This is a genomic window from Marinobacter sp. H13, assembly GCF_059072335.1.
This window is the reverse complement of record NZ_JCACRU010000001.1, coordinates 1767204-1790771: the sequence shown is the minus strand read 5'-3', so window position 1 is coordinate 1790771 and position 23568 is coordinate 1767204. Positions and strand designations below refer to the sequence as shown.

Below are 23568 nucleotides of genomic sequence, written 5' to 3'. Positions count from 1 at the left end.
TAGGGTGGTCATTTGAAAGCGCTGATTCTTGAAGACGATGATCTCATTGCAGAGTTGCTGGAAACTGTCGTCGCGGGCCTATACTCGGGTGTGTCTGTTGTGCTCGCCGATACTCTCGGTGAAGCGCTCAGGCAGGTAAAAAATAACCGGTTTGACCTTTACATTGCGGACAGAAATCTGCCGGATGGATCGGGGCTGGAACTTGTCAGGCAGGTGCGTCAACTGGATCGTGATGTTCCCATTGTGATGGTTTCCGGCCGCTCTGATCGGGAGTCTGTGTTGCAGGCGGCTCATTACGGGATCGACGGTTACATGACCAAACCCTTCGATGTGGCGAACCTCCACGAACGGCTTGGAAAGCTACTGAAAGTCGATCAGACCTCTGAAGCGCCGGACCTCAAGACATTGCTCCGTGATTCACTGGAGGAAGTGATTCAGTTGCCCTCCGATGTGGACCCTTCGGACATTCTTGAATTAATCGGTCGCCAGGGAGATCTTTCCGCGGCGCAGCTGGCTGAGCGCTGGCGAGAAGAGGCCAGCCTCACCGCCCGTTTGCTGGATGTGGCCAACAGCAGCTCATTCAGGCGTTCCGGCAAGCCCGTTGAAACTCTGAGAGATGCTATCGGGTCTCTGGGCGTACCTCTTGCACTGAACCAGGCTTTGGCGTTGTCGCTGGATGTATCCAACAAGCTGCAGCATGAGCCGCTACGCGAGCTTTCAAAAACCTACCACGAATGCGCCTTGCAGGTGGCAAAAGAGGCCCAGCGATTGGCGATCAGCCTGAAGAAACAACCCCTCCCGCTTCAAAAAGCCGGGTTGCTAAGCCGCCTGGGCGAGCTCGCTGTTCTCAAGGTACTCAACCAGTATGCTGCAGCCGGAGGTGAAATCGGAACGGCAGAGGCGGAAAAGGTTCTGGAGGAGTGGGCACAGGCTTATGGAAACCGGCTCAAGGTTCAATGGCGCTTGCCGCTGGGGGTCCGGGAGCTGATCGGTGCCGTCCATTTTCTGCCCAACGATTGCACCCGTGAGGAACGGCTGATTATGCGTGCTGCCTCTCTTTTGGCTTCAGGCGAGCAGGACTCCGAGGAATGCCGCAGGCTGATTAGACGCATTGGTATGGAAACCGAAGAAACAGAGCGGGAGAAAAGTAATGGAGAGTAAACAACAAAACTTGCCTCAGAAGATTCTGTATGTTGAGGATGATCCGGATATTCGGGCAGTCGCGGAAATTGCTCTGGAGGATGTCGGCGGCTTTTTAACGGCGATTTGCGAGTCCGGCGCTGAGGCTGTGGAGAGAGCCCCAGAATTCGAGCCGGAACTGATTTTGCTGGACGTTATGATGCCGGGAATGGATGGTCCTACGACGTTGCAGGCACTGCGTGAGCTTGATGGGATGGAGACAGTGCCAGTCATCTTTATGACCGCCAGGCTACAGAAATCCGAAATCGAGGAATATCAGGCGTTGGGAGCGCTCGGTGTCATACCGAAGCCCTTTGACCCCATGAACCTTTCAGAACAGATTGCTCAGATTCTGGCAGATGCGGTGGGGCGAGATTTCCGGTAGTCTGGCCAGCCTGAGCCCTGTTTAGACTGATGAGGTAGTCATGTCATCCTCCCCATCCCGGGACGAATTGAAAGCCAAGCTGAATCTTGAGACTTCTCGCATCCGCTGGCACGATCTGCAGACCTACTTTGCGAGGGGGCAGGTCGTCAGGGTGTCGCCGGACCTGGATCTGCTTGAAGTGGCGACTGAGTTGGCGGCGGATAACAAAGCCCGTTTCGAACAGTGGATGAACGATGGACGCGTTGGTGAGGTTGCGCCGGACACCGCGCAGGATTGGTATGATCGCAATGCGGAACTCTGGGCGGTCGTCATCGCACCCTGGGTTCTCGTGCAGGACAGGTCAGGGCATGTTCTGCACTGACAGAATGGCATCATGAAGCTCCACTATTTCCACGGCCGTAGCCCGCTTCGGGATCTCGTCATGGTGAAAGACGGCCAACGCATCGAGCTGCACATCCGGCCAGCAGGCGGCGGTCATTGGGGCCTGGTAGCTCTGGCTGGCCCTGACCGGGGGCGCCCGGATGGGCAGTTCTGCCGTGGGCCCTGGCCAACCCAGGCCCGGGCTGAATCGGTTCTCAGAAGCGTCGCCGGCACCATGATGGGAAAAGGCTACGAGCCGAAGCCCGGAGATTATGCGGTCTGGTCCGTTACCGCCCAACGTCTTGCCCGCACCATCGGCGTTCCGCAGGGTGAACAGGCCACCCCGGATGCCGACCCCGACCAGTTCAAACCCCTGACCTGATAACCCCCTTTTCGTTTCGAGGACGCCATGCTGACTGGAGCCTTGCTCATTCTTGCTCCCCTGTTCCTGGGTTTTGCCATCGCCCTGGAAAACCGCCGGGCCATGACGGTGATCCATTACACGGTGGAGGCACTGGTTTACTTCATCCTGTTGCTGCTGGGCCTGGGGCTTGGCCAGATGGAGGGCCTGGCGGCGCAACTGGGTGGCATGGCGACTCAGGTACTGGCACTGGTGCTGGTGCTTTTCGTCGCCAACATGTTTGGGCTCTGGATGTTCCACCGCTGGCAGCCAATGTCCATCGAGCGGGTCGAGGGCAGTGTCAGCCCCGGATACCGCCGGCTTTTTCTGGCTGGCCTGAAACCGCTGGTGGCGGTTATTGCCGGGCTGCTTGCCGGCTACTACCTGTTGCCGGACATGCCCATGGCGGAACAGCTGGCGACCTGGTCCCTGATGTTGCTGCTGTTTCTGATCGGCCTGCAGTTGCGCAATGCCGGGCTTTCGCTACGCAAACTTCTGATGAATCGTCAGGGGCTCGGTATCGCGCTGGCTCTGACGCTCAGTTCCCTGGTGGCCGGTGCCCTGTTGATACCCTGGCTTGGGTTGCCCTGGCACGACGCCCTGGCGGTTGCCTCCGGGTTTGGCTGGTACTCGCTGTCCGGCATTGTCATCGGCGAAGCCCTTGGCCCTGCCTGGGGCGGCGTGGCCTTCCTCAATGATGTGCTCAGGGAGATTGTTGCGTTGGCAATCATCCCCTTGTTGATTGCCAACAGGCCGGCCATGGCTATTGGTTATGGTGGCGCTACCGCCATGGACTTCACCCTGCCGGTTATCCGCAGCAGTGGCGGGCTGACCTGTGTTCCGGTGGCGATCGCGTCCGGTTTCTTGCTGTCTTTTCTCTCGCCGGTGCTGATGGGGGTGTTCCTGTCTTTGGGATAAATTGACGCGGTGCAAGGCAAGTTGCGGTTTTACGGGTAGTATGTGAAGCAGTAAACTGTCGTTTATTGACAAATGTTAATGTCTTTGCCCGGTCCGGAGCCTGATGCAACGCCGTGAATTCCTTGGTCTATCGATAGCAGCCGGAATGTCCGCGGCGGGATTGCCGGGTTGCAGCGATCCCGGCCCGCTGAGGTTCGGTATCCACCCCTGGATCGGCTACGAGCCGCTGTACCTTGCCCGTGATTTCAACTGGTTGCCGGATACGGTTGCGCTGGTGCCGGGCACGTCTGCCAAAGACTCCATGGAGGGCCTTATTTCAGGGGCGCTTGATGGGGCGGCGCTGACTCTGGATGAAACCATACGGGTCCGGTCGAGTGGGCTGGAACTGGTTGTGGTTGCCGTCGCTGATGTGTCCGCCGGCGCCGATGTACTGATGGTCAAGCCATCGATCACGGAATTGACAGCCCTCAAGGGGCAGCGTATTGCGGTGGAGCTGAACGGCGTCTCGGGCGTTATGCTGTTTAAAATCCTTGAGGTAGCGGGGCTCGGTCGCAGCGACGTGATAAAAGTGGATTTGCCGGTAAGCCAGCATGCACAAGCCTGGTCCCGCGGTGAAGTGGATGCTTCGGTATGCTACGAGCCAACAGCGTCACTCATAGAGAACGCCGGAGGCGTCAGACTCTTCGATAGTAGTGCCATTCCGGAAACCATCTTCGATGTGCTGGTGGTGACCCGGAAAGTGGCAGAGAGCAATTCCAGAGCGGTTCGCGACCTGTTGACCGGACATTTTACCGGCCTGCAGCACCTGGTGCGGAGCATGCACGACTCAATGTACCGGATTGCCACCCGTCAGGGGATCAGCCCGGACGAGGTCCGCACGGCGTTGGCCAGCGTTATGCTGCCGGATCTGGCCGCAAACCAGCGTTATCTCAGAGCAGCCGGACCCATCGAAACCATGGCGGGATCCCTGTCTCGTCTTATGCTGGCAGAGGGGATGATTGATCAGAATCCTGGCATCCACCGCTTGTCAGATCCTTCGTTTCTGCCAGCGAGGGTCTCTTGAACGTTCGCCGATTTGCTGTCTGTCTTTGTTTTCTGTTTGCCACGGAATTTGTGGCAATGGCAGCAGCCAGTGCCGATGAAACACTGACTATGGGTGTATTCGCCTATCGGCCGGACAGTGTGCTTCAGGAACGTTACCAGCCTCTGACGGATTACCTGTCCAGGGAAACCGGCATATCCGTAAGGCTGGAGGTTCTCAATCAGGAGAATATGAGCCGGGCGATCGCCGCCAACCGGCTGGATTTTTTTCTTACCAATCCCAGTCATTTTCTGCTGATCCGAAGCGAACGCAGTCTGACCGGCGTTCTGGCGACTCTGGTCAGGCGCTCCGGCCAGTCTTCGACCGGCAGTCTTGGTGGCGTGATCTTTACCAGGGCCGAGCGCGACGACATTGAACAGCTCGCCGATATCCGTGATAAAACCATTGCCTCGCCCGGTGTCCATTTCCTGGGGGGCTACCAGACGCAGGTTCTCGAGCTCCTGGATGCCGGTATTGATATCCGGAGAGTGAATCTGATCCGGTTTATGGGCACCCACGACCGAGTGGTTCGTTCGGTTCTCTCCGGAGATGCCGATGTAGGCTTTATCCGAACCAGCATTCTGGAGCAGATGGCGCAGGAAGACCCTGATCTGTATACCAAGGTCAAGGTTCTGAACCGTCAGCGGCTGGCGGGTTTCCCTTACGTTGTTTCAACCCGTCTATACCCGGAATGGCCCCTGGTGGCGCTGCCCCATGTAAACGAGCGGGCTGTCCGTCGTATCGCGTCGGCGCTTTTTGCCATTGAGCCGGAAGACGAGGTGGCGCTGTCAGTCGGCATTTCGGGTTTTTCGCCGCCTGCAGACTACCAGTCGGTTGAGTACCTGGCGCGCACTCTGCGGGTTCCGCCCTACGACCAGGCGCCCCAACTTACCTGGGTGGATGCGTTGCACCAGTATCGCCTCTGGGTCTTTACCATTCTGGTGTTGCTCATGTTGCTGGTGGCCTCGTCGCTCTGGCTGGGCAAGAGCAAGCGGCAGCTGGCCGCGGAACAGAGGCGTCTGCGCCAGCTTATCCGGGGTTGGCCACAAGCTGCATTGCTGATCCGGGGTGGACTTTTCATCGATACCAACCGGGCTTCTGTCGACCTGCTAAGATACACCTCCAGTGAATCACTGGTCGGCAAGGATCTGGCGGTCTTTTCGCCGGAATTCCAGCCAGACGGGCAGATCTCACGACAGAAAATGGCGCCCATGCTCGCCCGGGTCTCGGCGGGTCAGGTGGAACAGTGCGAATGGGTTCTGAATCGCTCTGACGGCACGGAGATCTGGGTGGAGCTTACCATGGCGCCCGTCCACACCGAGGACGAACCGGAAGCTCTGATTCTTTGCTCCCTGTATGAGATCACTCTCCGGAAACACGCGGAACAGCGGCAGCGGCTGGCGGCGAGCGTCTTCGAATACGCCCGCGAGGCTATTTTCATTACTGATAATCACGGCATCGTGATTGATGCCAACGATGCGTATCTGGCGATAACCGGCCGACCCCGCAAACGTGCTATTGGACGACTGCCCCCCTTACCGGTGGAGGAAGGCAGCGGTATTTTCGCCAGTGCCCGGTCTCAGGGCTTCTGGTCCGGAGAGTTTGCCAGCAGGCGCAATGATGGCGAGCCGATTACCTTGTCGGTAACACTCAGCAGCGTTCGTGGCGATCATGGCGCAGTCTCGCATTTTGTCGGTATTTTCAGTGACATCAGTCGGCTAAAAGAGCAGGAAAGAAAGCTCCGGATCATGGCCCATTACGATGCCTTGACCGGAATGCCTAACCGGGTTCTGTTTGCCGACCGATTGCAGCAAGGCATGGCTCTTACCCGGCGTCAGAGCGGCAAACTGGCGGTGGTTTATATTGATCTGGACGAGTTCAAGCCGGTAAACGATGCCTTCGGTCATGAGGCGGGTGACCAGTTGCTTGTCGAGGTGGCCGCCCGTATGCGTTCGGAACTCCGGCAAGAGGATACTCTGGCGAGGCTCGGTGGTGATGAGTTTGCGGCCATCGTGATGAATGTTCAGGACGACGCATCTCTTGAGACCCTGTTGGTACGTCTTTTGGCGCGGGTGGCAGAACCTGTCTGGGTTGCCGATCACAGCGTCGAAGTTTCAGCCAGTATCGGCTACACGCTGTTCCCGCAGGCAGAGGATCTGGACGGCGACCAGCTCCTGCGCCAGGCCGACCAGGCCATGTATCAGGCCAAGCACCGGGGCCGCAATCGCTATGTCCGATTCTCTGATCCATCTTCCTGATAGCAGCTGTTGAACCACTCTATTCCGAGCTGTCCGCGGCTGTCAGCGTTCTCAGGCGAGGAATTTCCTGACATCAATCTTGTAGGTTTCCGGATCAACGGCTCGCAGAATCCGGTCCTGTGTGCCCGGTTTCGCGAGATCGAGGGTATCTACTGTGATCGGCATGCGGAATTTGGTGTGGTACATAACGCGCACAGTCGGCAGCCTCTGGTCACTTTCATTGGCTTCAACCACGACGCCAAGGCGACCACTTTCCAGAAGCACCAGCGAACCCACCGGGTAAAGGCCCAGGCACCGGATAAACTGTTTGACCAGACTGGGATCGAGGTGAGTGCCGCTCCACTCCAGAAGCTTCTTCAGTCCCTGTGTTGGTGTCATGCCCTTGTGATAGACCCGGTCTGCGGTGATGGCATCGTATACATCGCTGATCGCCACCATGCGACCGTATTCCGAGATCTCATCACCCTTCAGACCCTCTGGATAGCCTGTGCCGTCGAGGCGTTCGTGGTGCTGGGCCGCCGTGATGACGGTGAGCTCGCCAATGCCCTCTGTGGTAGCCAGAATGTCCCGTGAATGGCGGGCGTGGAGTTTCATCACTTCAAACTCCTCCGGGGTCAGGCGTCCGGGCTTGTGCAGTATCTCGTCGGGTGTGAGGATTTTGCCCAGGTCGTGGAGCAGGGCGCCAACGATAGTCTGGTGCAGAACGTCAGACGACAGGCCCCGGTAATTCCCGAAAAGTGACATCAGGACACTCAGGTTGACCGAGTGTTCCAGCAGATAATTGTCTTTTTCCCGGATTCGTCCCAGACAGCTCAGGGCGTTGGCATTTCGGAGCACTGAATGCTGTAGTTCGTCCGCCAACTGATGGATGGGGGCCACATCAATGGCACCGCCAACCTTGGCGTGATTCATGAACTCGCCCACCAGCCCCTGGGCCTGGCTGTGGATTTGCTGGGCGATGACCATTTCTTCGGCAAGTGGTACATAGGGCCGCAGGCCGGGCGTCAGTTCACCCGCCTTTTGCAGGGCCGACTCATTCCGGCGATCCACCTCGGCGGCGGTTTCCGAGTCCTGGGTATCGAGCCCCTTCGAGGCATCGATATAGACGAACTCCACGCCCTTACGGCGGATTTTCTCGATGGTTTCCTCTTTTTTGATAACACCTCGCTTGCGCTGGGTGTTGTGGGGAATCCAGTCGTTGTTCAGGTCGGTTATGTACATGCCGACCTTGAGTGCGGAAATGGGGACGCGCTTGATCATTCGCTGGAGAAAAACGTCCTCAGGCTGTTGTGATACGTCTTGCCAATCACTTCGTCCAGAGGCAGTTCTTTCACCTCTGCGATTTTCTCGGCCACAAACGGCAGGTAGAACGGTGCGTTTTCCTTGCCGCGGTAGGGTACCGGGGTAAGGAAGGGGGAATCGGTTTCCAGAAGGATCTGGTCAATCGGAGCCATGCGCACGATGTCCCTTACATTTTCGGCCTTGTTGAACGTGGTGATGCCGTTGAAGCCCAGGCACCAGCCCTGATCCAGGGCATACCGGGCAAGCCCAGGGCCGGACGTGAAACTGTGGATTACGCCCCGGCGTTTGAGGGTGGCCTCAAACTCGCCCAGGATCTCGATGGTATCCTCGTCGGCTTCCCGGCTATGAATCACCACGGGTCTGTCTGTGTCACAGGCGATCTGGAGCTGGCGCCGGAACACCTCGCGCTGCACGCCCCGGTCGGCGTTGTCGTAAAAATAGTCCAGGCCGATTTCACCCACGGCAACGATCTTCTCATCCCGGGCGTGGGCACGGATTTCGGCTTCTACGTCATCAGAATAGCTTTCAGCATCGTGGGGGTGGATCCCCTGAGTACCATAAACCCAAGGCGCCATCTGGCTGAGTTCGCGTACTCTGGCAAGGTTGTCCGGGGACACCGCAATGGTGATCACTTTCTCGATATTGACCCCTTTTGCCTGCTCCAGGGTTTCCTCGAGCGGACGGTCCTTGAGGTAATCCAGGTGACAGTGGGTTTCGATGATCGGGTGATCGAATACGGGAATCTCGCGACGTTTTTTACTCATTGCCGGGTACTACACTCCATCGCAACCTGCGTCCAGGCTGCTATTCTGTGAATTCAAGCTCACAAGTTTACCAGTTTGTACGATTGTTGACCTGTATTACATTCATAGGGACTTGCACGGAGCATTGGATGAAATTGTCGGCGTTTGCCAGTTCTTTTCTCTACGACCCTGGAAAACCCAGATTCCGGGATTACCCGACTTTTCTGGATGGCGATGACGCCACCCTGCCAGGGTTGGAAGCCAGTCTGGATCAGATCGGTGAATACCAGCGCCGGCTCTGGGCCAACCAGTCCAGGGCGGTTCTATTGGTTGCCCACGGCCCGGACACCAGTGGAAAAGACAGCCTGATCCGTACTCTGGCAACCTACGCCGACCCCGCTGGTTTCCATGCCTGGTCGTTCAGCCGGCCCAGGGGGACCGAAACCCGCCATGACTTTCTCTGGAGGGTAACGCCGTTTCTGCCCGGATTTGGCCAGATGGTCGCTTTCAACCGCAGCCATCATGAAGCGGTGATCGCCGAGCGGGTTTGGCCGGTCCACGCGCCTGAAAGCTACAACTGGCAAAACCGTTACCGCTCCATCCGGAACTTCGAGAATCATCTGGTGGAAGAGGGCACCACGGTGATCAAGATCTGGCTCAACCTGTCTGAGGATGAGCATCGCCAGAGGCTTCTCAAGCGTCTGGACAAGCCGCGCAAGCGCTGGAAGTTTGATCGGTCCGATATCGATGGCTGGGAAAAACGCAGGGAGTACGAAGCGTTTGCCGAGGAAGCCATTGCCGCGACCCATACAGAGCAGGCACCCTGGTTTATCGTGCCGGGCGATCGGAAGCCCCAGGCGCGCCCGATTGTCGCAGCCATACTGGCTGAGCAATTGCAGAAACTGGCGCCGGAATATCCGAAAGAAGATGAAAGCGTTTTAAAAGAGTACCGGCGTCTTCTGGCGAAGACCGGCGTGGAGTAAACATGAGGGAGGAATGCATGCACATTGCTGTTGTTGGTGGCGGCGTGGTGGGAATGACCACCGCCTATGAACTGAATCGCCGGGGCCACCAGGTGACTGTGCTGGAACGTCATTCAATGGCCGGCAACGAGACCAGCAAGGCCAACGCGGCCCAGCGATCCTATGGGGTGGTGTACCCCTGGGCCGATCCCGCGATTGTATTCAAGGCCATCCCCTGGATCCTCAAGCAGGATGGCCCCCTGAAGCTACGCTTTCCGCCGTCTGTGGAAACACTCAAGTTCATGTTCGCCACGCTCCGTTACGCCTGGTCGCCAGGGCTGTTCGGGTTGAATCGCCGCGCCATGTTGCGCCTCGGTATCCACAGCCGGGAGCGATTCATGGCGCTTGAGAAGGAGCTTGATCTGTCCTTCGATGGCGACCACCAGGGTCTGCTGCACCTGGCGAGCACACCGGAAGCGCTGGAAGGCTACCGGACGACCCATGAATTGCTGAACGAACTGGGCATCCCTTCCCGTTTGCTCACACCCGAACAGGTGCGCGACGCCGAGCCCGGCATGGTTGGCAATGGTCCGCTTTATGGCGCCCTGAGCTATGACACCGACGGAACCGGCGATTGCCACAAATTTTCCCGGGAACTCGCTAAAGTCTGCGAGGCAAAGGGGATAGTGGTTCGTTACAACGTGGAAGCGGAAAAGCTGATTGCCGATGACCAGAGGGTCAGCGCAATTTCAGTCAGAAACAGCGATGGAGTCATGGAAGCCCTGGAAGTGGATGCCGTGGTGATCAGCGCCGGCTGCTGGTCCAACCACCTAGTTCAGCCCCTGGGCCTCGAACTGCCCATCTATCCGGTAAAAGGTTACAGCCTGACGGTCCCCATGAAGGACCCGGAACGAGGCCCCGCTTCCACCATTCACGATGACAACTACAAAGTGGTTTCTACTCGTCTGGGCAATCGATTACGCGCCACAGGGTTTGTCGAGCTAGCGGATTTCAACAGAGACATTCCGGAGGCGAGGCTGGCCACGATCCGAAAATCGGTGGAGTCCCGGTTCCCCGGCTGCGCCGATCTCGACGCCGCCGAAACCTGGACCGGCTTTCGCCCCATGACCCCGGACGGCCCTGCGATTATCGGCCGCGGTCCCCGAGACAACCTCTACCTCAACACTGGCCACGGCACCTTCGGCTGGACCCTGTCCGCGGGCAGTGCCGATGTCATCGCCCAGGTAATCGAAGGCGAGGAGCCGTCCGTTTGCCTGGATGCCTTCCGCCCAGGAAGATTCCAGGAGTAGGCTCAATACCCCGGTGCGCGCAAAAGGCCCGAGAGCAGGGCGGATAGCCCCTCCCGGGATCGTCGAAAACATGGATGTTTTCGTCGAGCGTACATGGACGTATTCACAGCGTATCCCGGGAGGGGCTATCCGTCCTGCTCCGCCTCGGAATTCGAGCGCGACTGAGATCTGCAATCCACAGCGCGCTCAATGTTCGAACACAGCGTATGAACAAACCCGATATCCCGATCAGACAACAAGGGCAAACGCTCGAAAACCCACTGGGACAGTTTTCCCTCAGGCGGTGTGTCCAGTTCCGGTAGCAAGGTTTCGAGTCGTCCACGAAGCGCGCCAAGACGATGTTCACCTGCGGGCTCAATCTGGCTCTCCGTAGCGACCGATAGTCCGGACATTTCCCAGGCATAGAGCATCACCGACTGGGCAAGGTTCAGGGAGGGGTAGGTGACCTTCATGGGGATGCCGGTTAACAGATCGCAGAGAGCCAGCTCTTCATTGGACAGCCCGCGATCTTCCCGGCCAAACACCAGTGCTGCGGTTGCCACGGACGCACCCTTCGTGGCCAGAACCTTCCGCAGATCTGAGGGGCCGTGCCAATCCTGGCGCTGATGCCGGGTCTTGGCGGAGGTCCCCATCAGCAGGTCTACGGAGTTTCTTACCGCAGCCAGATCGGGGAAAATGCGCGCATTGTCCAGGATATGGTCGCTGCCATGGGCCAGCCAGTGGGCTTCCGGGCGGGTGTGCAGATCGGAATTGACCAACCACAGTTCGCCGAAGCCCATGGTGCACAGGGCGCGGGCGGCTGCGCCGACATTTTCCGGAACCTTGGGTTCAACAAGTACAAAGGCCAGTTGCATGACGTTACCTCCGGCGGCGAGTTTACACCACGGCGCGGAATCTTTTTACCAGCGGTGGCAGCAGCTGAATGACTGGCTGGTGCAGCACCGGGATTTCTGGCAACCGGCGCCGTTCATGACACCGGAGCCGGCCTGGACAAAAGCTTATCCGCAACTGACCGCGATGCTGGCAGAGCTTACCGATGCCGAATGCCAGCATCTGGATGACGCCCCTGTTGAACTGGCGGCCCGGGCATCCCGGTGGCTGCCGTCCCTGGAAGCTTATGCCGACATGGTGCAGCTGCCGCAGCTTCTGCCGTCAGCCGAGAAAGCATCGGAGGCGACCCTGCCGGAAATCCGGGCCACGGATATGCCCGGCCGGAAGCGACTGCAGTCGGGTGCCTTTGCCGCCGCACTGGTGCCACTGGAACACTCTGCCCTGGATTGGTGTTGCGGCAAGGGTCATCTGTCCCGGACGCTGGCGCCGATTTGCCCTGGTGAGATACAGGGTCTCGAGTGGAATTCGGAACTGGTGCGTGATGGCAACCGTCTGGCCCAGCACTTCGGGGATCCGGTGTCGATCGGCTGCCAGGATGTCATGGCGGCGGATCTGGCGCTCCCGGACAGTCACCACGGCGTTGCGCTCCATGCCTGCGGCGACCTGCATAGACAGCTTTTGAAGCGGGGTAGCGAGGCCGGGTTGCCGAGGCTGAGTATTTCACCTTGCTGCTACCACCTGACCGAGCAGACAATTTACCGGCCTCTTTCCAGACGGGCGTCGGGCTATCAAAAGGCCTTGGAACCGGGCCGAAACGACTTGCGGCTGGCGGTGCAGGAAACGGTAACAGCGCCTTCACGAGTGCGTGAGCAGACCCGGCGTATCAGTCAGTGGCGCCTCGGGTTCGATGGTCTGCAGCGATTCCTGCGAGGGCATGACGAATACCTGCCAGTGCCCTCACATCCTGCCCGGCTGCTGAACGAAGGCTTTCCGGCCTTTTGCCGATGGGCGGCGGCGAAAAAACACCTCGAATTACCGGGCAGCGTGGACTTCGATGCATGGCTGGCATTTGGTGAGCGTCGGCTGGCGGAAGTTCGCCGCCATGAGCTGGTGAGGCACCTGTTCCGACGCCCGCTGGAACTCTGGATGGTGCTCGATTACGCGATCTATCTGGAGGAGCAAGGCTACCGGGTACGTCTCGGTCAGTTCTGCAACCGGTCACTGACGCCCCGTAATCTGCTACTCGATGCGGTCAGGGTTCCCGATACTCTACCCGTTCAACACAGCCATCCCTGAAATACACATAGGTCAGCTCATAGAGCGCGCCATAATAGCGGGTCTGGTAGATCCAGACTTCCTGGGGGCTGGTGTAGGTTTCAGGAGGGTTACCAAAAGCACGGCGCACGTTGTCACGGGTCATGCCTCGCACCACCTGCTCACGAACCAGATAACGACGCAAATCGGTAGAGTTGATAAAACGGCATGTGCCGGCCTCTTTTTCTTGTTCTGACTCTTCTGTCTGTTCTTCTGGATCAGGGGACTCCTGCACCGGGAGGTTCTGATTGAAACTGCCGCCAATGCGGTTATCCCGTAGCTCAAGCGATTCAGCATCCTCGCCGCAGGGCTGGTCCGAGAACACCGTATTGCCGTCTTTTTCGCAGCGAAAAACCTGGGACTGCGCCGGCACTGCCAGAACAGAGAGCGTGAAGATCAGTGCCATGGCTCTGAGCATCGGTTCCTCGCATTTTTGCAGAAACAAAAAAAGGCGCCCGAAGGCGCCTTTTCAAACCACTCAGGTAAAACCTTAAATTAACGGCGAACCTGAATGCGCGCTTCAACCCGGCGGTTGGCAGCTCGGCCGTCCGCTGTGTTGTTGGATGCGATCGGCTGCTCCTCACCGTAACCTACGGCTTCCACTCGTGCCGGATCAACACCCAGAGGCCCGGTCAGACGGCCGGCAACTGCTTCAGCGCGACGCTGGGACAGGAACTGGTTGTAGTCGGCAGCGCCACGGCTGTCGGTATGACCGGCGATTTCCACGATGGTTTCGGGGTTTTCCTGCATAAAGTCAGCGACGCGACGGATCTCCGCATCGTAGGCATTGCCGATGACCGAACTGTTGCTCGGGAACTGGACTTCAATGGTGAAGGTTTCGATGGTCTCGGTTACACCTTCACAACCTGTCTCATCAACCTCTGCGCCTGCGGTCGTATTTGGGCACAGATCCTGGCTGTTGACCACGCCGTCATTATCGCTGTCCAGCTCACATCCACGGCTGTTTACTTCCGCACCGCGCGGTGTGTCCGGGCACTGGTCACGACTGTCGGCCACGCCGTCGCGATCCGAATCCGGTTCGCAGCCATTGCTGTCAACGGTTGCGCCTGCCGGGGTGCCGGGGCACTGGTCCCGTGAATCCGGCACGCCATCACCATCTGCATCTGCCGGGCGCACAGGCGCCGGCGCTGCTTGCGCCACGGTGCGGGTAAACGCAAAACTGATGCCCAGAGAGACCTGAGTGTCGAAGGTGCTTTCATCAATGCCGTGGAATTCACGGAGGTCACCGCGCAGTGATACGGCGTCGCTGATGTTGTAGCGGAAGCCGGTACCCACGTTCACTCGGGTTTCGTCATGGTTGCTGCCCGCGGTGCGAACGCCACTGTTGTCCGAACCAAAGTCTGCATGGCCTGCGCCCAGAGAAACGTATGGGTTCCAGGCTTCGTCCGGCCCTGCAAAGTAATACGTACCGTCAACCCGAACTTCATCAAATTCCGATTCGCCCGGCACGTATTTGCGGTCTGCATCGGCACGTGAGTAAAGCGCCTCCACCGACCAGTGGGGACGGAAGCGGTATTCCACACCAACGCCGAAGGTGCCGGTTTCGCTCAGATCGCGCTTGTCGTCAAACAGCTGAAAACCTGCAAACGGGTTGATGTAAACGGTTTCCTGACGATCGGCCATGGCCGGGGTTGCCAGGGTAGCGGCCAGTACAGCCGCGGAAATCGGACGCATGACGTTCATGCAGAACCTCCTGTTCGTTATCGTTGTGGTACCGCACTTCCTCATGAAAAGTGCTTGTATACCCGGAATTTAGGCCAGTAGGCCAAAAAAAACAAAAAAATGATACGGATTGTTACGTCCGCAATTGTACCCAGCTGACCTTTACGACCCCGAGGTCGTTTCAGGCCAGAGCGGAAAAATACAGATGCGCGCTCTTTTTACTGAAGTTAAGCACCTCGCCGTTGTCGAAATGTACCTCGAAAGAATTCTCATCTTCGGCGACCACCGAGCCAGGACCAAAGATCGCGTGGCCAAGACGTTTTTGATGCCAGAGTGGTTCCGTTGAGTTTTCGGATGTTGCCGCCTGGCCCTCAAGGGTGACGCTCTCCCGGTCGGCGTAACGCTGGCTGACCGGTGTCAGGGGGTCAGTTAACCGAATGGTTGATGTTTCTGCCGGAGATCGATCATCCAGCCAGCGACCGAATTCCTCGGCAAGCTCAAAGCAGCACTCTTCCACGAAACGGCTTGGGCCCAGATCGCCGTCCAGGTGCGGTTGCTTGCTGGCCGGTCGGGTGATCAGGTGCAGCTGCTGGCGTGTGCGTGTCATGGCCACATACAGCAGCCGTCGCTCGCTTTCCAGAAATGCTCTGGCATTGTCCTGGGGGCGGGGGCTGTACGGCAGGTATTTCTCCTGTAGTCCGGGAATGATAACTGTTGGCCATTCCAGACCCTTGGTGCGGTGAATCGTTGAGAGCAGCACCCCACCCTGCTGTTTTTCTCCCGCCTGTTGTTTGAGGGTTTTCAGGTGTTCCAAGGCGCCTTCAGCTGTGACATCAAGGCTTTTAAGGTACTGCCGGAATCCTTGTATCGTATCGATCCGTTCCTCGGCACTCTCATGCGTCAGCGCCAGGCTGCGGATGCCCTCGTAAAGATCAGTGTGCTCGGCATAGACGCTGATCAGTCCTGCAACCGGACCTCCGTAGCTGCGCAGTTGGGCAAGCACTTCGCCGAGTTTCCGGAGCTTGCGGGCGGCCATGGGCGCCAGCGCGTCGAAGTCCATCGCCAGCAGACGCTCGTGCCAGCCACTGGAAAATCCTGCCAGGAAACGCGCCAACTGCTCCAGCTCCGGCTCTTTCAGACCCACATGAGGAAAGCGCAACAACTGCCGTGCCAGCTCCAGGCGATCCTCGTCCGGCAGGTTTTCCAGTTTCCCGGTCACCACCATCAGAAGGGCAGTGATCGCCTGAACTTCCCGGCTGAACAGCGCGCCCTTGCCGGCATCAATCCGGTAGGGAATCTGACGAGCCAGCAACTTCAGCTCGATAGGGACACTCTGACTCCAGACCCGGAACAGTATGGCCGTGCCTGCCAGAGCCGGTTCCGGTTGGCCCTGAAGAATTTGAAGCACGGCATCGGCATCGCTTTCCGACCGATGCAGGGTGATCTCCGTGCCGGGTGTGGAAGCGTGGGAATGGCAAAGCACATCCTTGCGACCGGTGTTGTGGCAGATCAGATGGTTGGCGAGCAAAGCGACGCGATGGCCGTACCGGAAGGTATAGCTGAGCGTCTGCTCCAGCGGGCTTTCGAACTCATCGCTGAACCGCTTGAGAATAAACTCGGGCTTTGCGCCCCGGAACTCGTAGATCGTCTGGTCCGGGTCGCCAACAACCGTCACCCGGGCCCGGTCTCCAGCCACGTAGCGCAGCAGCAGGTGCTGGATTTCATTGGTGTCCTGGTACTCATCCACCAGAATCAGGTCCATCTTGTTGCCTACCAGCCGCTGCAAAGGCGGATTCTGGTGAATTGCCATCACCGGCTCGTACAGCATGTCGGCGTAGCTGATCCGCCCCTGGCTCTTACGCCACTGTTCAAAGCTGTGGAACAGGTCAATGAGGTATTTGTGCTTGTCCGAGTACCCCAGTTCCTCAAACACGATTTCCGCCGGCGACAGCGTTGTTTTTACCAGATCAATAAACCCCGTCGCCGTCTCGACAAAATCCTTCTTGTTGCGCCGGATTTCATCCGCCAGATCCTCCGGCGCCAGCCGTCGGGTCAACTGCCAGGCCTGGAAGCTGATCTCCTGCTCGGTCAGGATTTTGTCCGAAAACCCCGGCAGATAGCCCTCCCGAACAAACCTCTTGTACAACCTCAAGCCCATGGCGTGATACGTCCGTATCTCTGGCAGCGCCAGCCCGCTCCGGGCGCACACCTCCTGCAGCTTGCGCTCGAAATCCACCCGGGCGCTGCGGTTGAACATCAACACCAGCATCCGGTCCGGATCGTGGCCCTGTTCCAGCAGATACCGGATTCGCCAGGCCAGCGTCGACGTCTTGCCACTGCCAGCCACGGCGGTAATCACCGAATGCTCATAGCCGGCGGTAATAATCGCCCGCTGTTCATCGGTGAGGTAATCCGGCAGGTTGGTGGTATCGGAAATTTGGGGTTCGGTCGGCATGGCCGGTATTGTAACGGCCTGCTGGTAGAGCGGATACCGCTGCCGCATAATTGCGATCAAAACATGAGAGCGAAAGGGTCTTAAACATGGAAATGTCCGAATCGGTAAACGTACTTGGCGAAAAACTCGAAACCTGCGGCAAAGACCCGATCACCGGCTTTTACCGCGATGGCTGCTGCAACGTCGGCCCGGATGATTTTGGCCTGCACGCCGTATGCGCCGTGGTCACCGACGAATTCCTCGAATTCTCCAAAGTCCAGGGCAACGACCTCAGCACCCCCAGGCCTGAATTCGGCTTCGAAGGCCTGAAAGCGGGCGATAGCTGGTGCCTGTGTGCCGGCCGCTGGCAGGAAGCCTTTGAAGCGGGCTGTGCCCCCAGGGTTCGACTGCGGGCCACCCATCGGGCTGCCCTTGAAAAATGCGCCCTGGACGACCTCAAGTCTCATGGTGCCGACCTTAGCTGATGGGCCATTCCGGACCCGATGCCAAAGCGGATCCATTCGCCTGGCGTGCCTTGCAGGACAGCCTCGCCGCCAACGGTGAACGCCGGCTGGTTCTGCTTGAGGGTGATCGGGAACAGAACCTCCGGTGGCTTGCCGGTCTGTTACCCGGGCTGGAAATACAGAGCGGTCTCTGGACCGGACCGGCGGATCACAGCCCCGATACCCGGCTGGCCCGGGTCACGCCTGCCGGGGCTCGAAAGTGGCTTGGGCGTGAAGTCTCGCTTATTGTCTGGGACGGCTGGCAGGGCAATCCGCCGGATGCCTTTGCCGGGCTCTCAGGTGCGCTCACCGCTGGTGGCCTGCTGTTCTGGCTGATGCCGCCGCTGGCAGAGTGGTCCCGCTTTGCGGATCCCGATTACCCGAGAACCGGTCTGGAGCATGGTCGAAACCATCCGTTTGCTGCCCGCATGGCCGAGCTGCTTGCCGACGATGATGCGGTTATCCGGGTGTCGCCCGACCGACCGGAATCACGGCCGCCGGTTCCGCCCCTGCCTGAGAAACGCTTTCGAATCGCCGCCACCCGGGATCAGGAACAATTGGTGCAGCGCCTCGTCCGTTTTGGCCTGGGCCGACGGCGCCGGCCGCTGGTGGTGACGGCGGACCGGGGCCGCGGCAAGTCTGCCGCGATGGGTATGGCTGCCGCCGAATTGTTGCGCCAAGGCAGGCAGGACATCGTGGTTACCGCGCCCTCGGAGCAGAATGTGGAGACCCTCTTTCGCCACGCTCGTGAGGCTCTCGGGGACCAATTGGCCGAAGCCAGCCCAGGGATAATCACCTGCCGAGCCGGTGGTCGCCTGAGGTTTATTCCGGTGCGTGAATTGCTGGCTGTGCGGCCGGAAGCCGAAGTGGTCCTGGTGGATGAGGCAGCAGCGATTCCGGCGCCGCTGCTGAAATCGGTTCTGCTCGGCTGGCCGAGAGTGGCGTTCGCCACCACGGTTCATGGTTACGAAGGGGCTGGCCGGGGCTTTGCCATTCGTTTTCGACAGGTCCTTGATCAATCAACGCCCCAGTGGCAGTCGGTAACGTTGAGCGAGCCGGTACGCTGGTCCATGAACGATCCGCTGGAAGCCCTGATTAGCCGACTCTTTTTGCTGGAGGCCGACGGTGGTCGCTTGCCCGGTAAAACTGAATACAGCGCCGGCGAGCTGGTCATCGAACCCTGGGAGCCGGCAACGGCAAGTGACGAAGCTCTGTCCCGTGCCTTTGGGTTGCTGGTGGATGCCCATTACCGGACCAGCCCCGCTGATCTGAGGCAGTGGCTGGATGACCCGGCCGCCCGTAGCTGGCGCGCGCGAATTGGCGATCAGACGGTTGGTGTGCTCTGGTGCGCGCTCGAAGGTGGCCTTCCGGATGAGCTGGCACAGCAGGTCAGTCTGGGTACCCGGCGAATACGGGGCCATCTGCTGCCGCAATCGTTGGCCAGCCACAGCGGCTATCCCGAGGCCGCGGTCCTGCGGGGTCTGAGGGTTGTCCGCATTGCAGTATCAGACGAGGTCAGACGCGCGGGCATTGGCCAAAGCATGGTGCAGGCTGCCAGGGCGTATGCCGCCGAGCAGGATGTTGATTACCTCGGAACCAGCTTCGGTGGCAGCGCTGACCTGCTCGCGTTTTGGCAGACCTGCGGTCTGCATGTGGTCAGGGTTGGCTTGCAGCAGGAAGCATCCAGTGGCGAATACCCACTGCAGATGGTGGCCGGCTTTTCGCAGGCTGGTCGCGATCTGGAAGGGCGCATCCGCAACCGCCTGGCCGATCATTGGCTTACTCTCTTGCCCGGCAACTGGCAGGGGCTGGAGCCAACATTGCTGGCCGGGATAACCGCCGATCTGCCCACCGGGCCGACGCTGGACAAGGATGATTTGCGGGATCTCCGCAATTTCGCCAATGGGCATCGTGGCTTTCAGGTTACTGTCCCGGTATTGCGGAAGCTGAGTCAGGTGCCGGGGATCATGGCGTGGCTGAAAAGCCATGAGGCGCTTGCGGTCTGGTGCCAGGGTGTTCTTCAGGGGCGGCCCTGGTCCGCGCTGCAGGCGGACAGGCTTTGCCTGGGCCAGAGAGAAGGCGAAGATCGTCTGCGACAGGTGGTGCGTGATCTTTTGAAGGATGGCCCGGGTTTGTGACTCGCTCGATTTAATTTCCGCCGGTGTCTGCCCAGAATGGGCTCTCGTATCCTTTCAACGAGATCCACAGAGACTGTTTGTTATGGCCAAGGGAACCGGCGCCTTCCGTTTTTTGCTGATATTACTTCCGCTTGTTGTTTTCCTGTCCGCCTGCGCCTCCCCGAACCAACCGGTTGCTCTGAGCCCCGAGGCCCTGGCCGAGGCGGATGCAATGCTGGTTTCAGCCGCCGGGAATGGTGAAAAGCGGCGCGTGCAGCTGTTGTTGTCGGCCGGCGCCGATGTGAACACCAGTGACCAGTACGGGTATACCCCCGTGATGCGGGCGGCGGAAAACGGCCATCTGTCGGTGGTGAAGGTATTGGTGGCAGCCGGTGCCAACGTCAACGTGAGTCAGGGGGGCGAATCCCTGCTGATGAAAATCGTGGCCAACGGGGATTTGCTGACGGCGGAGAGGCTGGTGGCGGCCGGAGCCGACGTCAATTACGAGGCGAGCGATGGCCAAACGGCACTGGACGTTGCCCGCGCCACCAACAATCGGGATCTGGAAATGTTGCTGGTGCAGGCGGGCGCCGAGTTCTAGCGCCGACCGGCTTACTCCAGGCCCATCGGATCCGTCTCGTCATCCCACTCCGGGGTGAAATGAGCCGCAACCACGTCTTCCGGCACATCGGCCACGCTCGGGTAACTCCATTTTGGCTGACGGTCCTTGTCGATAGCCAGAGCCCGGATTCCCTCTGCCAGATCGGGACGCCGGATGCATTCCGAGACCATGGCCAGTTCCATCCGGAAAATATCCTTCAGGGACATCTGCTGGGCTTTTTTCAACTGCGTCCACACCAGCCACGCCGACACCGGACATCCGGTTCTCAGTGTGTTCATGCACGCATGCCACCAGTCGCAGTCCACTTCGGCTGTCAGCAATTGATCGACAATCTCAGGCAGTTCATCACCGGCGCTCAGCCGGGCAATCCGCTGTTCGTGCGTAGCAAGATTGCTGGGTGGAAGAGCCCGGTAATCCGGTGTCTGGATCTGATTGAGTAAGCGGAACAGGCGGTTGTCATCGGCAGCGGTCTGCCCGGTCCAGCGCTCTGACGCCAGGCGGTCGAGCAAACGTTCCCGGTCTTCCTGGAGAATGGCCATATCCGCGAGGCCAACCCGAAGGGTATCGCTTACGTTCAGGCGGGCGCCGGTCAAACCCATGAACAAACCCAGCCGGCCGGGCAGTCGATTCAGAAACCAGCTGGCGCCCACGTCGGGAAACAGACCGATGGCGATCTCGGGCATGGCCAGGGTGACATCCGGCGTCACCAGCCGATACCGGCAGCCGGCAAACACGCCAAGTCCACCACCCATCACCACGCCGTGGGCAATGCCAAGCACAGGTTTCGGAAAGCGGTGAATGCTGTAATCCATCCGGTATTCGCGGTTGAAAACCCGTGCCGGTTTGTCCCGGTCCTCGGACGTGAGCATGGTATCGTAAAGTTCCCGGATATCACCGCCGGCGCAGAAGGCTCTCTCGCCCGCCCCCTGGATCACCACGATGCAGATCCGGTCGTTGTCGGCCCAGCGGTCAAGGATTTCCTGGGTCTGCTCGATCATGCGCTCGGTCAGTGCGTTGAGCGTGCCTGGGGAGTTCAGCGTCAGGACACCAATGTGGCCTTCCTGACAGGCAAGTTCCTGGGCCTCTACAGACATTGAGGTTATCTCCGGAGAATTAAATCAATCTTGGATACGGAATCGAACGTACTTTCACCATAATAGCCAGAACAGAAAAGAGGACGAACGTCGAAAGGAGGTCCTTGACCTATCGCATTTGAGGTTCCCCGGCTCTGTGCTATAAGTGCTAGTCAGTTTACTGTCCGGCTTCCGAACCGGCCTGAAAATCTTGAAAACGATGATGAGAGGGTAATGACAATGAATCTGAAACACTACGCTGTTGCGGGAATTTTTGCGCTTGGCGCTGCTGTGCCTGCTGTAGTTTCTGCTGGCGACCCTGAAGCTGGCAAAGCCAAGGCGGCTGTTTGTGCTGCTTGCCATGGCCAGAATGGTATCGCCCAGATTCCGACCTATCCGAATCTGGCGGGCCAGAACGAGCAGTATCTGGTCTCTGCCCTGAAAGCCTACAAGAACAAGCAGCGGTCCGGCGGCCAGGCGGCCATCATGCAGGGCCAGGCCACTGGCCTGAGTGACACCGATATCGCCAATCTGGCGGCCTACTATGCCAGTCTGCCCGCGGACGGCGGCAAGTAAGATCCCGCTGTGTCAGCGAAGCGGCTCAGGCCGCTCCGCTGACGATGCGATAGCTCGGTTTGTAGGCAGATGATCCCGGAAGCTTCATCCGGTTCTGGGCCACAAACTGCTCCAGCATTGCCTCCAGTGGTTTGATCAGGCTCGGATCTCCGGCGATCTCGAACGGCCCTTTCTCCTGAACCTGACGTATTCCCCCTTCCTTGACGTTGCCGGCAACAATGCCACTGAATGCCTTGCGCAGATTCGCGGCAATCAGGTGCACCGGCTGGTCCCGGTGAAGCTCAAGCGCCCGCATGTTGTCGTGATTGGGCTCGAACGGTAACTGGAATACCGGGTCGATCTTGAGCATCCAGTTGAAGTAGTAGGCATCCTGCATGGCGCGCCGGAAAGTCTCGACCTCCTTCATACCCTTTTTCATGGTTTGGGCCACGCGCACCGGATCGTCAATAATGATCTCGTATTTGCTGGCGGCTTCGTCCCCCAGCGCATTCCGGATGAACTTGTCGATCATCTCGAAATATTCGGCGTTCTCCTGCTGGCCGGTAAATACCACCGGGAAGGGCAGATCGACGTTGTCCGGATGGAGCAGGATGCCCAGCAGGTAGAGAATTTCCTCGGCGGTACCGACACCGCCCGGGAACACAATGACACCGTGGCCGCAGCGAACGAAAGCTTCCAGGCGTTTTTCAATGTCCGGCATGATAACCAGCTCATTGACAATGGGGTTGGGGGCCTCCGCGCCGATAATGCCGGGCTCGGTAATACCGATATAGCGGCCGTTTTTAACCCGCTGCTTGGCATGGCCAATGGTGGCGCCCTTCATGGGGCCCTTCATGGCACCGGGGCCGCACCCGGTGCAGATGCTGAGGGCTCTGAGGCCCAGCTGATGACCGACATCCTTGCTGTACTGGTATTCATCATGCCCGATGGAATGGCCACCCCAACAGACGACCAGATCCGGTTGCCGCCCGGCCTGAAGCACCCGGGCATTGCGCAGGATGTGAAAGACATAGTTGGTCAGATCCTCGGGATCGTCACGGCGGAAACCTGCGGCCGTCTGCGGGATCGAATACGAATAGATAATGTCCCTCAGAACTGAAAACAGATGCTCACGAATCGCGCGGAGCATTTGACCATCAACGAACGCGTGGGCGGGCGCATTGATCAGTTCCAGTTTCAGTCCCCGGGGCTGGGGCACCAGCCGGACATCAAAGTCGGCATGGGATTCCATCAGGGCCTTGCAGTCGTCTGTTTCGATACCGGTATTGAGAACGGCCAGTGCGCATTGACGAAACAGCCTGTAAAGACCGCCCTCGCTGCGGTCCTTCAGCCGATTGACTTCATGATTGGAGAGAATCTCAAGACTGCCCTCGGGGGAGACCAGGGCATTGATGGTCATTTCCTGCATTAACGGTGAAGCTCCTGAACGTTGCGGTAATGCCCGATTTTGAGGCACGCAGTCAAAAGGGTAGACTAAGCGCTTTCCATAAAATACGCCACCCGACAAAATTCCGATT

The 23568-nt window shown here is 58.9% G+C and carries 22 protein-coding genes; 14 read left to right on the top strand and 8 right to left on the bottom strand.

The window, feature by feature from the left end; translation table 11 throughout:
• Nucleotides 1–12: 12 nt before the first annotated feature.
• The 7 genes from AC5JQH_RS08400 (at nt 13) to AC5JQH_RS08370 (ending at nt 6581) form a co-directional block, all read left to right on the top strand.
• The gene (locus tag AC5JQH_RS08400; protein WP_008173029.1) at nt 13–1161 is read left to right on the top strand and encodes a response regulator; all 1149 of its coding nucleotides are present in this window, start codon (nt 13–15) and stop codon (nt 1159–1161) included.
• Complete coding sequence (locus AC5JQH_RS08395) at nt 1151–1564, top strand: response regulator (RefSeq protein WP_008173027.1); 414 nt, start codon at nt 1151–1153, stop codon at nt 1562–1564. Before AC5JQH_RS08400 ends, AC5JQH_RS08395 begins: the two co-directional genes overlap by 11 nt.
• A 40-nt stretch (nt 1565–1604) precedes the next feature.
• On the top strand, nt 1605–1925 hold the full coding sequence (locus AC5JQH_RS08390; protein WP_008173025.1) for a DUF2288 domain-containing protein: 321 nt from the start codon (nt 1605–1607) through the stop codon (nt 1923–1925).
• Nucleotides 1926–1937: 12 nt separating this feature from the next.
• The gene (locus AC5JQH_RS08385; RefSeq protein ID WP_491712992.1) at nt 1938–2306 is read left to right on the top strand and encodes a PA4575 family protein; all 369 of its coding nucleotides are present in this window, start codon (nt 1938–1940) and stop codon (nt 2304–2306) included.
• Between the two features lie 27 nt (nt 2307–2333).
• Nucleotides 2334–3242, top strand: coding sequence for a LysO family transporter (locus AC5JQH_RS08380; RefSeq protein ID WP_014578602.1), 909 nt, complete (start codon nt 2334–2336; stop codon nt 3240–3242).
• 103 nt (nt 3243–3345) lie between these two features.
• Entirely contained in the window at nt 3346–4305 is a 960-nt protein-coding gene (locus AC5JQH_RS08375) for an ABC transporter substrate-binding protein (RefSeq protein WP_493791062.1), read from the top strand.
• 56 nt (nt 4306–4361) lie between these two features.
• Nucleotides 4362–6581 (top strand): PhnD/SsuA/transferrin family substrate-binding protein, encoded by a 2220-nt coding sequence (locus AC5JQH_RS08370; RefSeq protein ID WP_493791063.1) that lies wholly within the window; start codon nt 4362–4364, stop codon nt 6579–6581.
• A 51-nt stretch (nt 6582–6632) separates the two neighbouring features.
• On the opposite strand, the gene AC5JQH_RS08365 is transcribed toward AC5JQH_RS08370, so the two are convergent.
• On the bottom strand, nt 6633–7841 hold the full coding sequence (locus AC5JQH_RS08365) for a cyclic di-GMP phosphodiesterase (RefSeq protein ID WP_493791064.1): 1209 nt from the start codon (nt 7839–7841) through the stop codon (nt 6633–6635).
• Nucleotides 7838–8647 carry a TatD family hydrolase gene (locus tag AC5JQH_RS08360; RefSeq protein ID WP_491712991.1) on the bottom strand — a complete coding sequence of 270 codons (810 nt, stop codon included), beginning with the start codon at nt 8645–8647 and terminating at the stop codon, nt 7838–7840. The genes AC5JQH_RS08365 and AC5JQH_RS08360 overlap by 4 nt, the downstream gene beginning before the upstream one ends.
• Nucleotides 8648–8775: 128 nt before the next feature.
• Here AC5JQH_RS08360 and AC5JQH_RS08355 point away from each other — a divergent pair, with 128 nt between their 5' ends.
• Together AC5JQH_RS08355 and AC5JQH_RS08350 are read left to right on the top strand one after the other, a co-directional pair.
• Entirely contained in the window at nt 8776–9609 is an 834-nt protein-coding gene (locus tag AC5JQH_RS08355; RefSeq protein WP_493805478.1) for a polyphosphate kinase 2 family protein, read from the top strand.
• 17 nt (nt 9610–9626) lie between these two features.
• Nucleotides 9627–10898: a D-amino acid dehydrogenase gene (locus tag AC5JQH_RS08350; RefSeq protein ID WP_053115489.1), complete on the top strand. Its 1272-nt coding sequence runs from the start codon at nt 9627–9629 to the stop codon at nt 10896–10898.
• Nucleotides 10899–11023: 125 nt separating this feature from the next.
• Here AC5JQH_RS08350 and AC5JQH_RS08345 read toward each other — a convergent pair whose 3' ends face one another.
• Nucleotides 11024–11752: a tRNA/rRNA methyltransferase gene (locus AC5JQH_RS08345; protein WP_008173009.1), complete on the bottom strand. Its 729-nt coding sequence runs from the start codon at nt 11750–11752 to the stop codon at nt 11024–11026.
• Here AC5JQH_RS08345 and AC5JQH_RS08340 point away from each other — a divergent pair.
• On the top strand, nt 11751–13025 hold the full coding sequence (locus tag AC5JQH_RS08340) for a methyltransferase (RefSeq protein ID WP_493791067.1): 1275 nt from the start codon (nt 11751–11753) through the stop codon (nt 13023–13025). The two genes, AC5JQH_RS08345 and AC5JQH_RS08340, sit on opposite strands and share 2 nt — an antisense overlap.
• On the opposite strand, the gene AC5JQH_RS08335 is transcribed toward AC5JQH_RS08340, so the two are convergent.
• The 3 genes from AC5JQH_RS08335 to AC5JQH_RS08325 all read right to left on the bottom strand — a co-directional run bounded on the left by AC5JQH_RS08335 (nt 12982) and on the right by AC5JQH_RS08325 (nt 17229).
• Nucleotides 12982–13488: a DUF4124 domain-containing protein gene (locus AC5JQH_RS08335; protein ID WP_493805477.1), complete on the bottom strand. Its 507-nt coding sequence runs from the start codon at nt 13486–13488 to the stop codon at nt 12982–12984. The genes AC5JQH_RS08340 and AC5JQH_RS08335 overlap by 44 nt on opposite strands.
• Before the next feature lie 50 nt (nt 13489–13538).
• Nucleotides 13539–14747 (bottom strand): OmpA family protein, encoded by a 1209-nt coding sequence (locus AC5JQH_RS08330; protein WP_053113221.1) that lies wholly within the window; start codon nt 14745–14747, stop codon nt 13539–13541.
• A gap of 160 nt (nt 14748–14907) precedes the next feature.
• Nucleotides 14908–17229 carry an ATP-dependent helicase gene (locus AC5JQH_RS08325; protein ID WP_493805476.1) on the bottom strand — a complete coding sequence of 774 codons (2322 nt, stop codon included), beginning with the start codon at nt 17227–17229 and terminating at the stop codon, nt 14908–14910.
• A 38-nt stretch (nt 17230–17267) separates the two neighbouring features.
• Between AC5JQH_RS08325 and AC5JQH_RS08320 the strand changes: the two genes are divergently transcribed.
• The 3 genes from AC5JQH_RS08320 to AC5JQH_RS08310 all read left to right on the top strand — a co-directional run bounded on the left by AC5JQH_RS08320 (nt 17268) and on the right by AC5JQH_RS08310 (nt 20381).
• Nucleotides 17268–17645 carry a DUF2237 family protein gene (locus AC5JQH_RS08320; RefSeq protein ID WP_493805475.1) on the top strand — a complete coding sequence of 126 codons (378 nt, stop codon included), beginning with the start codon at nt 17268–17270 and terminating at the stop codon, nt 17643–17645.
• A complete protein-coding gene (locus AC5JQH_RS08315; RefSeq protein ID WP_493805474.1) occupies nt 17645–19801 on the top strand; it encodes a tRNA(Met) cytidine acetyltransferase TmcA in 2157 nt (718 codons plus the stop codon). Before AC5JQH_RS08320 ends, AC5JQH_RS08315 begins: the two co-directional genes overlap by 1 nt.
• 82 nt (nt 19802–19883) lie before the next feature.
• Nucleotides 19884–20381, top strand: coding sequence for an ankyrin repeat domain-containing protein (locus AC5JQH_RS08310; protein ID WP_273157413.1), 498 nt, complete (start codon nt 19884–19886; stop codon nt 20379–20381).
• An 11-nt stretch (nt 20382–20392) separates the two neighbouring features.
• Here AC5JQH_RS08310 and AC5JQH_RS08305 read toward each other — a convergent pair whose 3' ends face one another.
• Nucleotides 20393–21496, bottom strand: a complete 1104-nt coding sequence (locus tag AC5JQH_RS08305) for an enoyl-CoA hydratase/isomerase family protein (RefSeq protein ID WP_474545947.1) — start codon at nt 21494–21496, stop codon at nt 20393–20395.
• 219 nt (nt 21497–21715) lie between these two features.
• Between AC5JQH_RS08305 and AC5JQH_RS08300 the strand changes: the two genes are divergently transcribed.
• On the top strand, nt 21716–22051 hold the full coding sequence (locus AC5JQH_RS08300) for a c-type cytochrome (RefSeq protein ID WP_008172995.1): 336 nt from the start codon (nt 21716–21718) through the stop codon (nt 22049–22051).
• Between the two features lie 25 nt (nt 22052–22076).
• On the opposite strand, the gene ppnN is transcribed toward AC5JQH_RS08300, so the two are convergent.
• Nucleotides 22077–23459, bottom strand: a complete 1383-nt coding sequence (gene ppnN / locus AC5JQH_RS08295) for a nucleotide 5'-monophosphate nucleosidase PpnN (protein ID WP_493805473.1) — start codon at nt 23457–23459, stop codon at nt 22077–22079.
• Between the last annotated feature and the right edge of the window lie 109 nt (nt 23460–23568).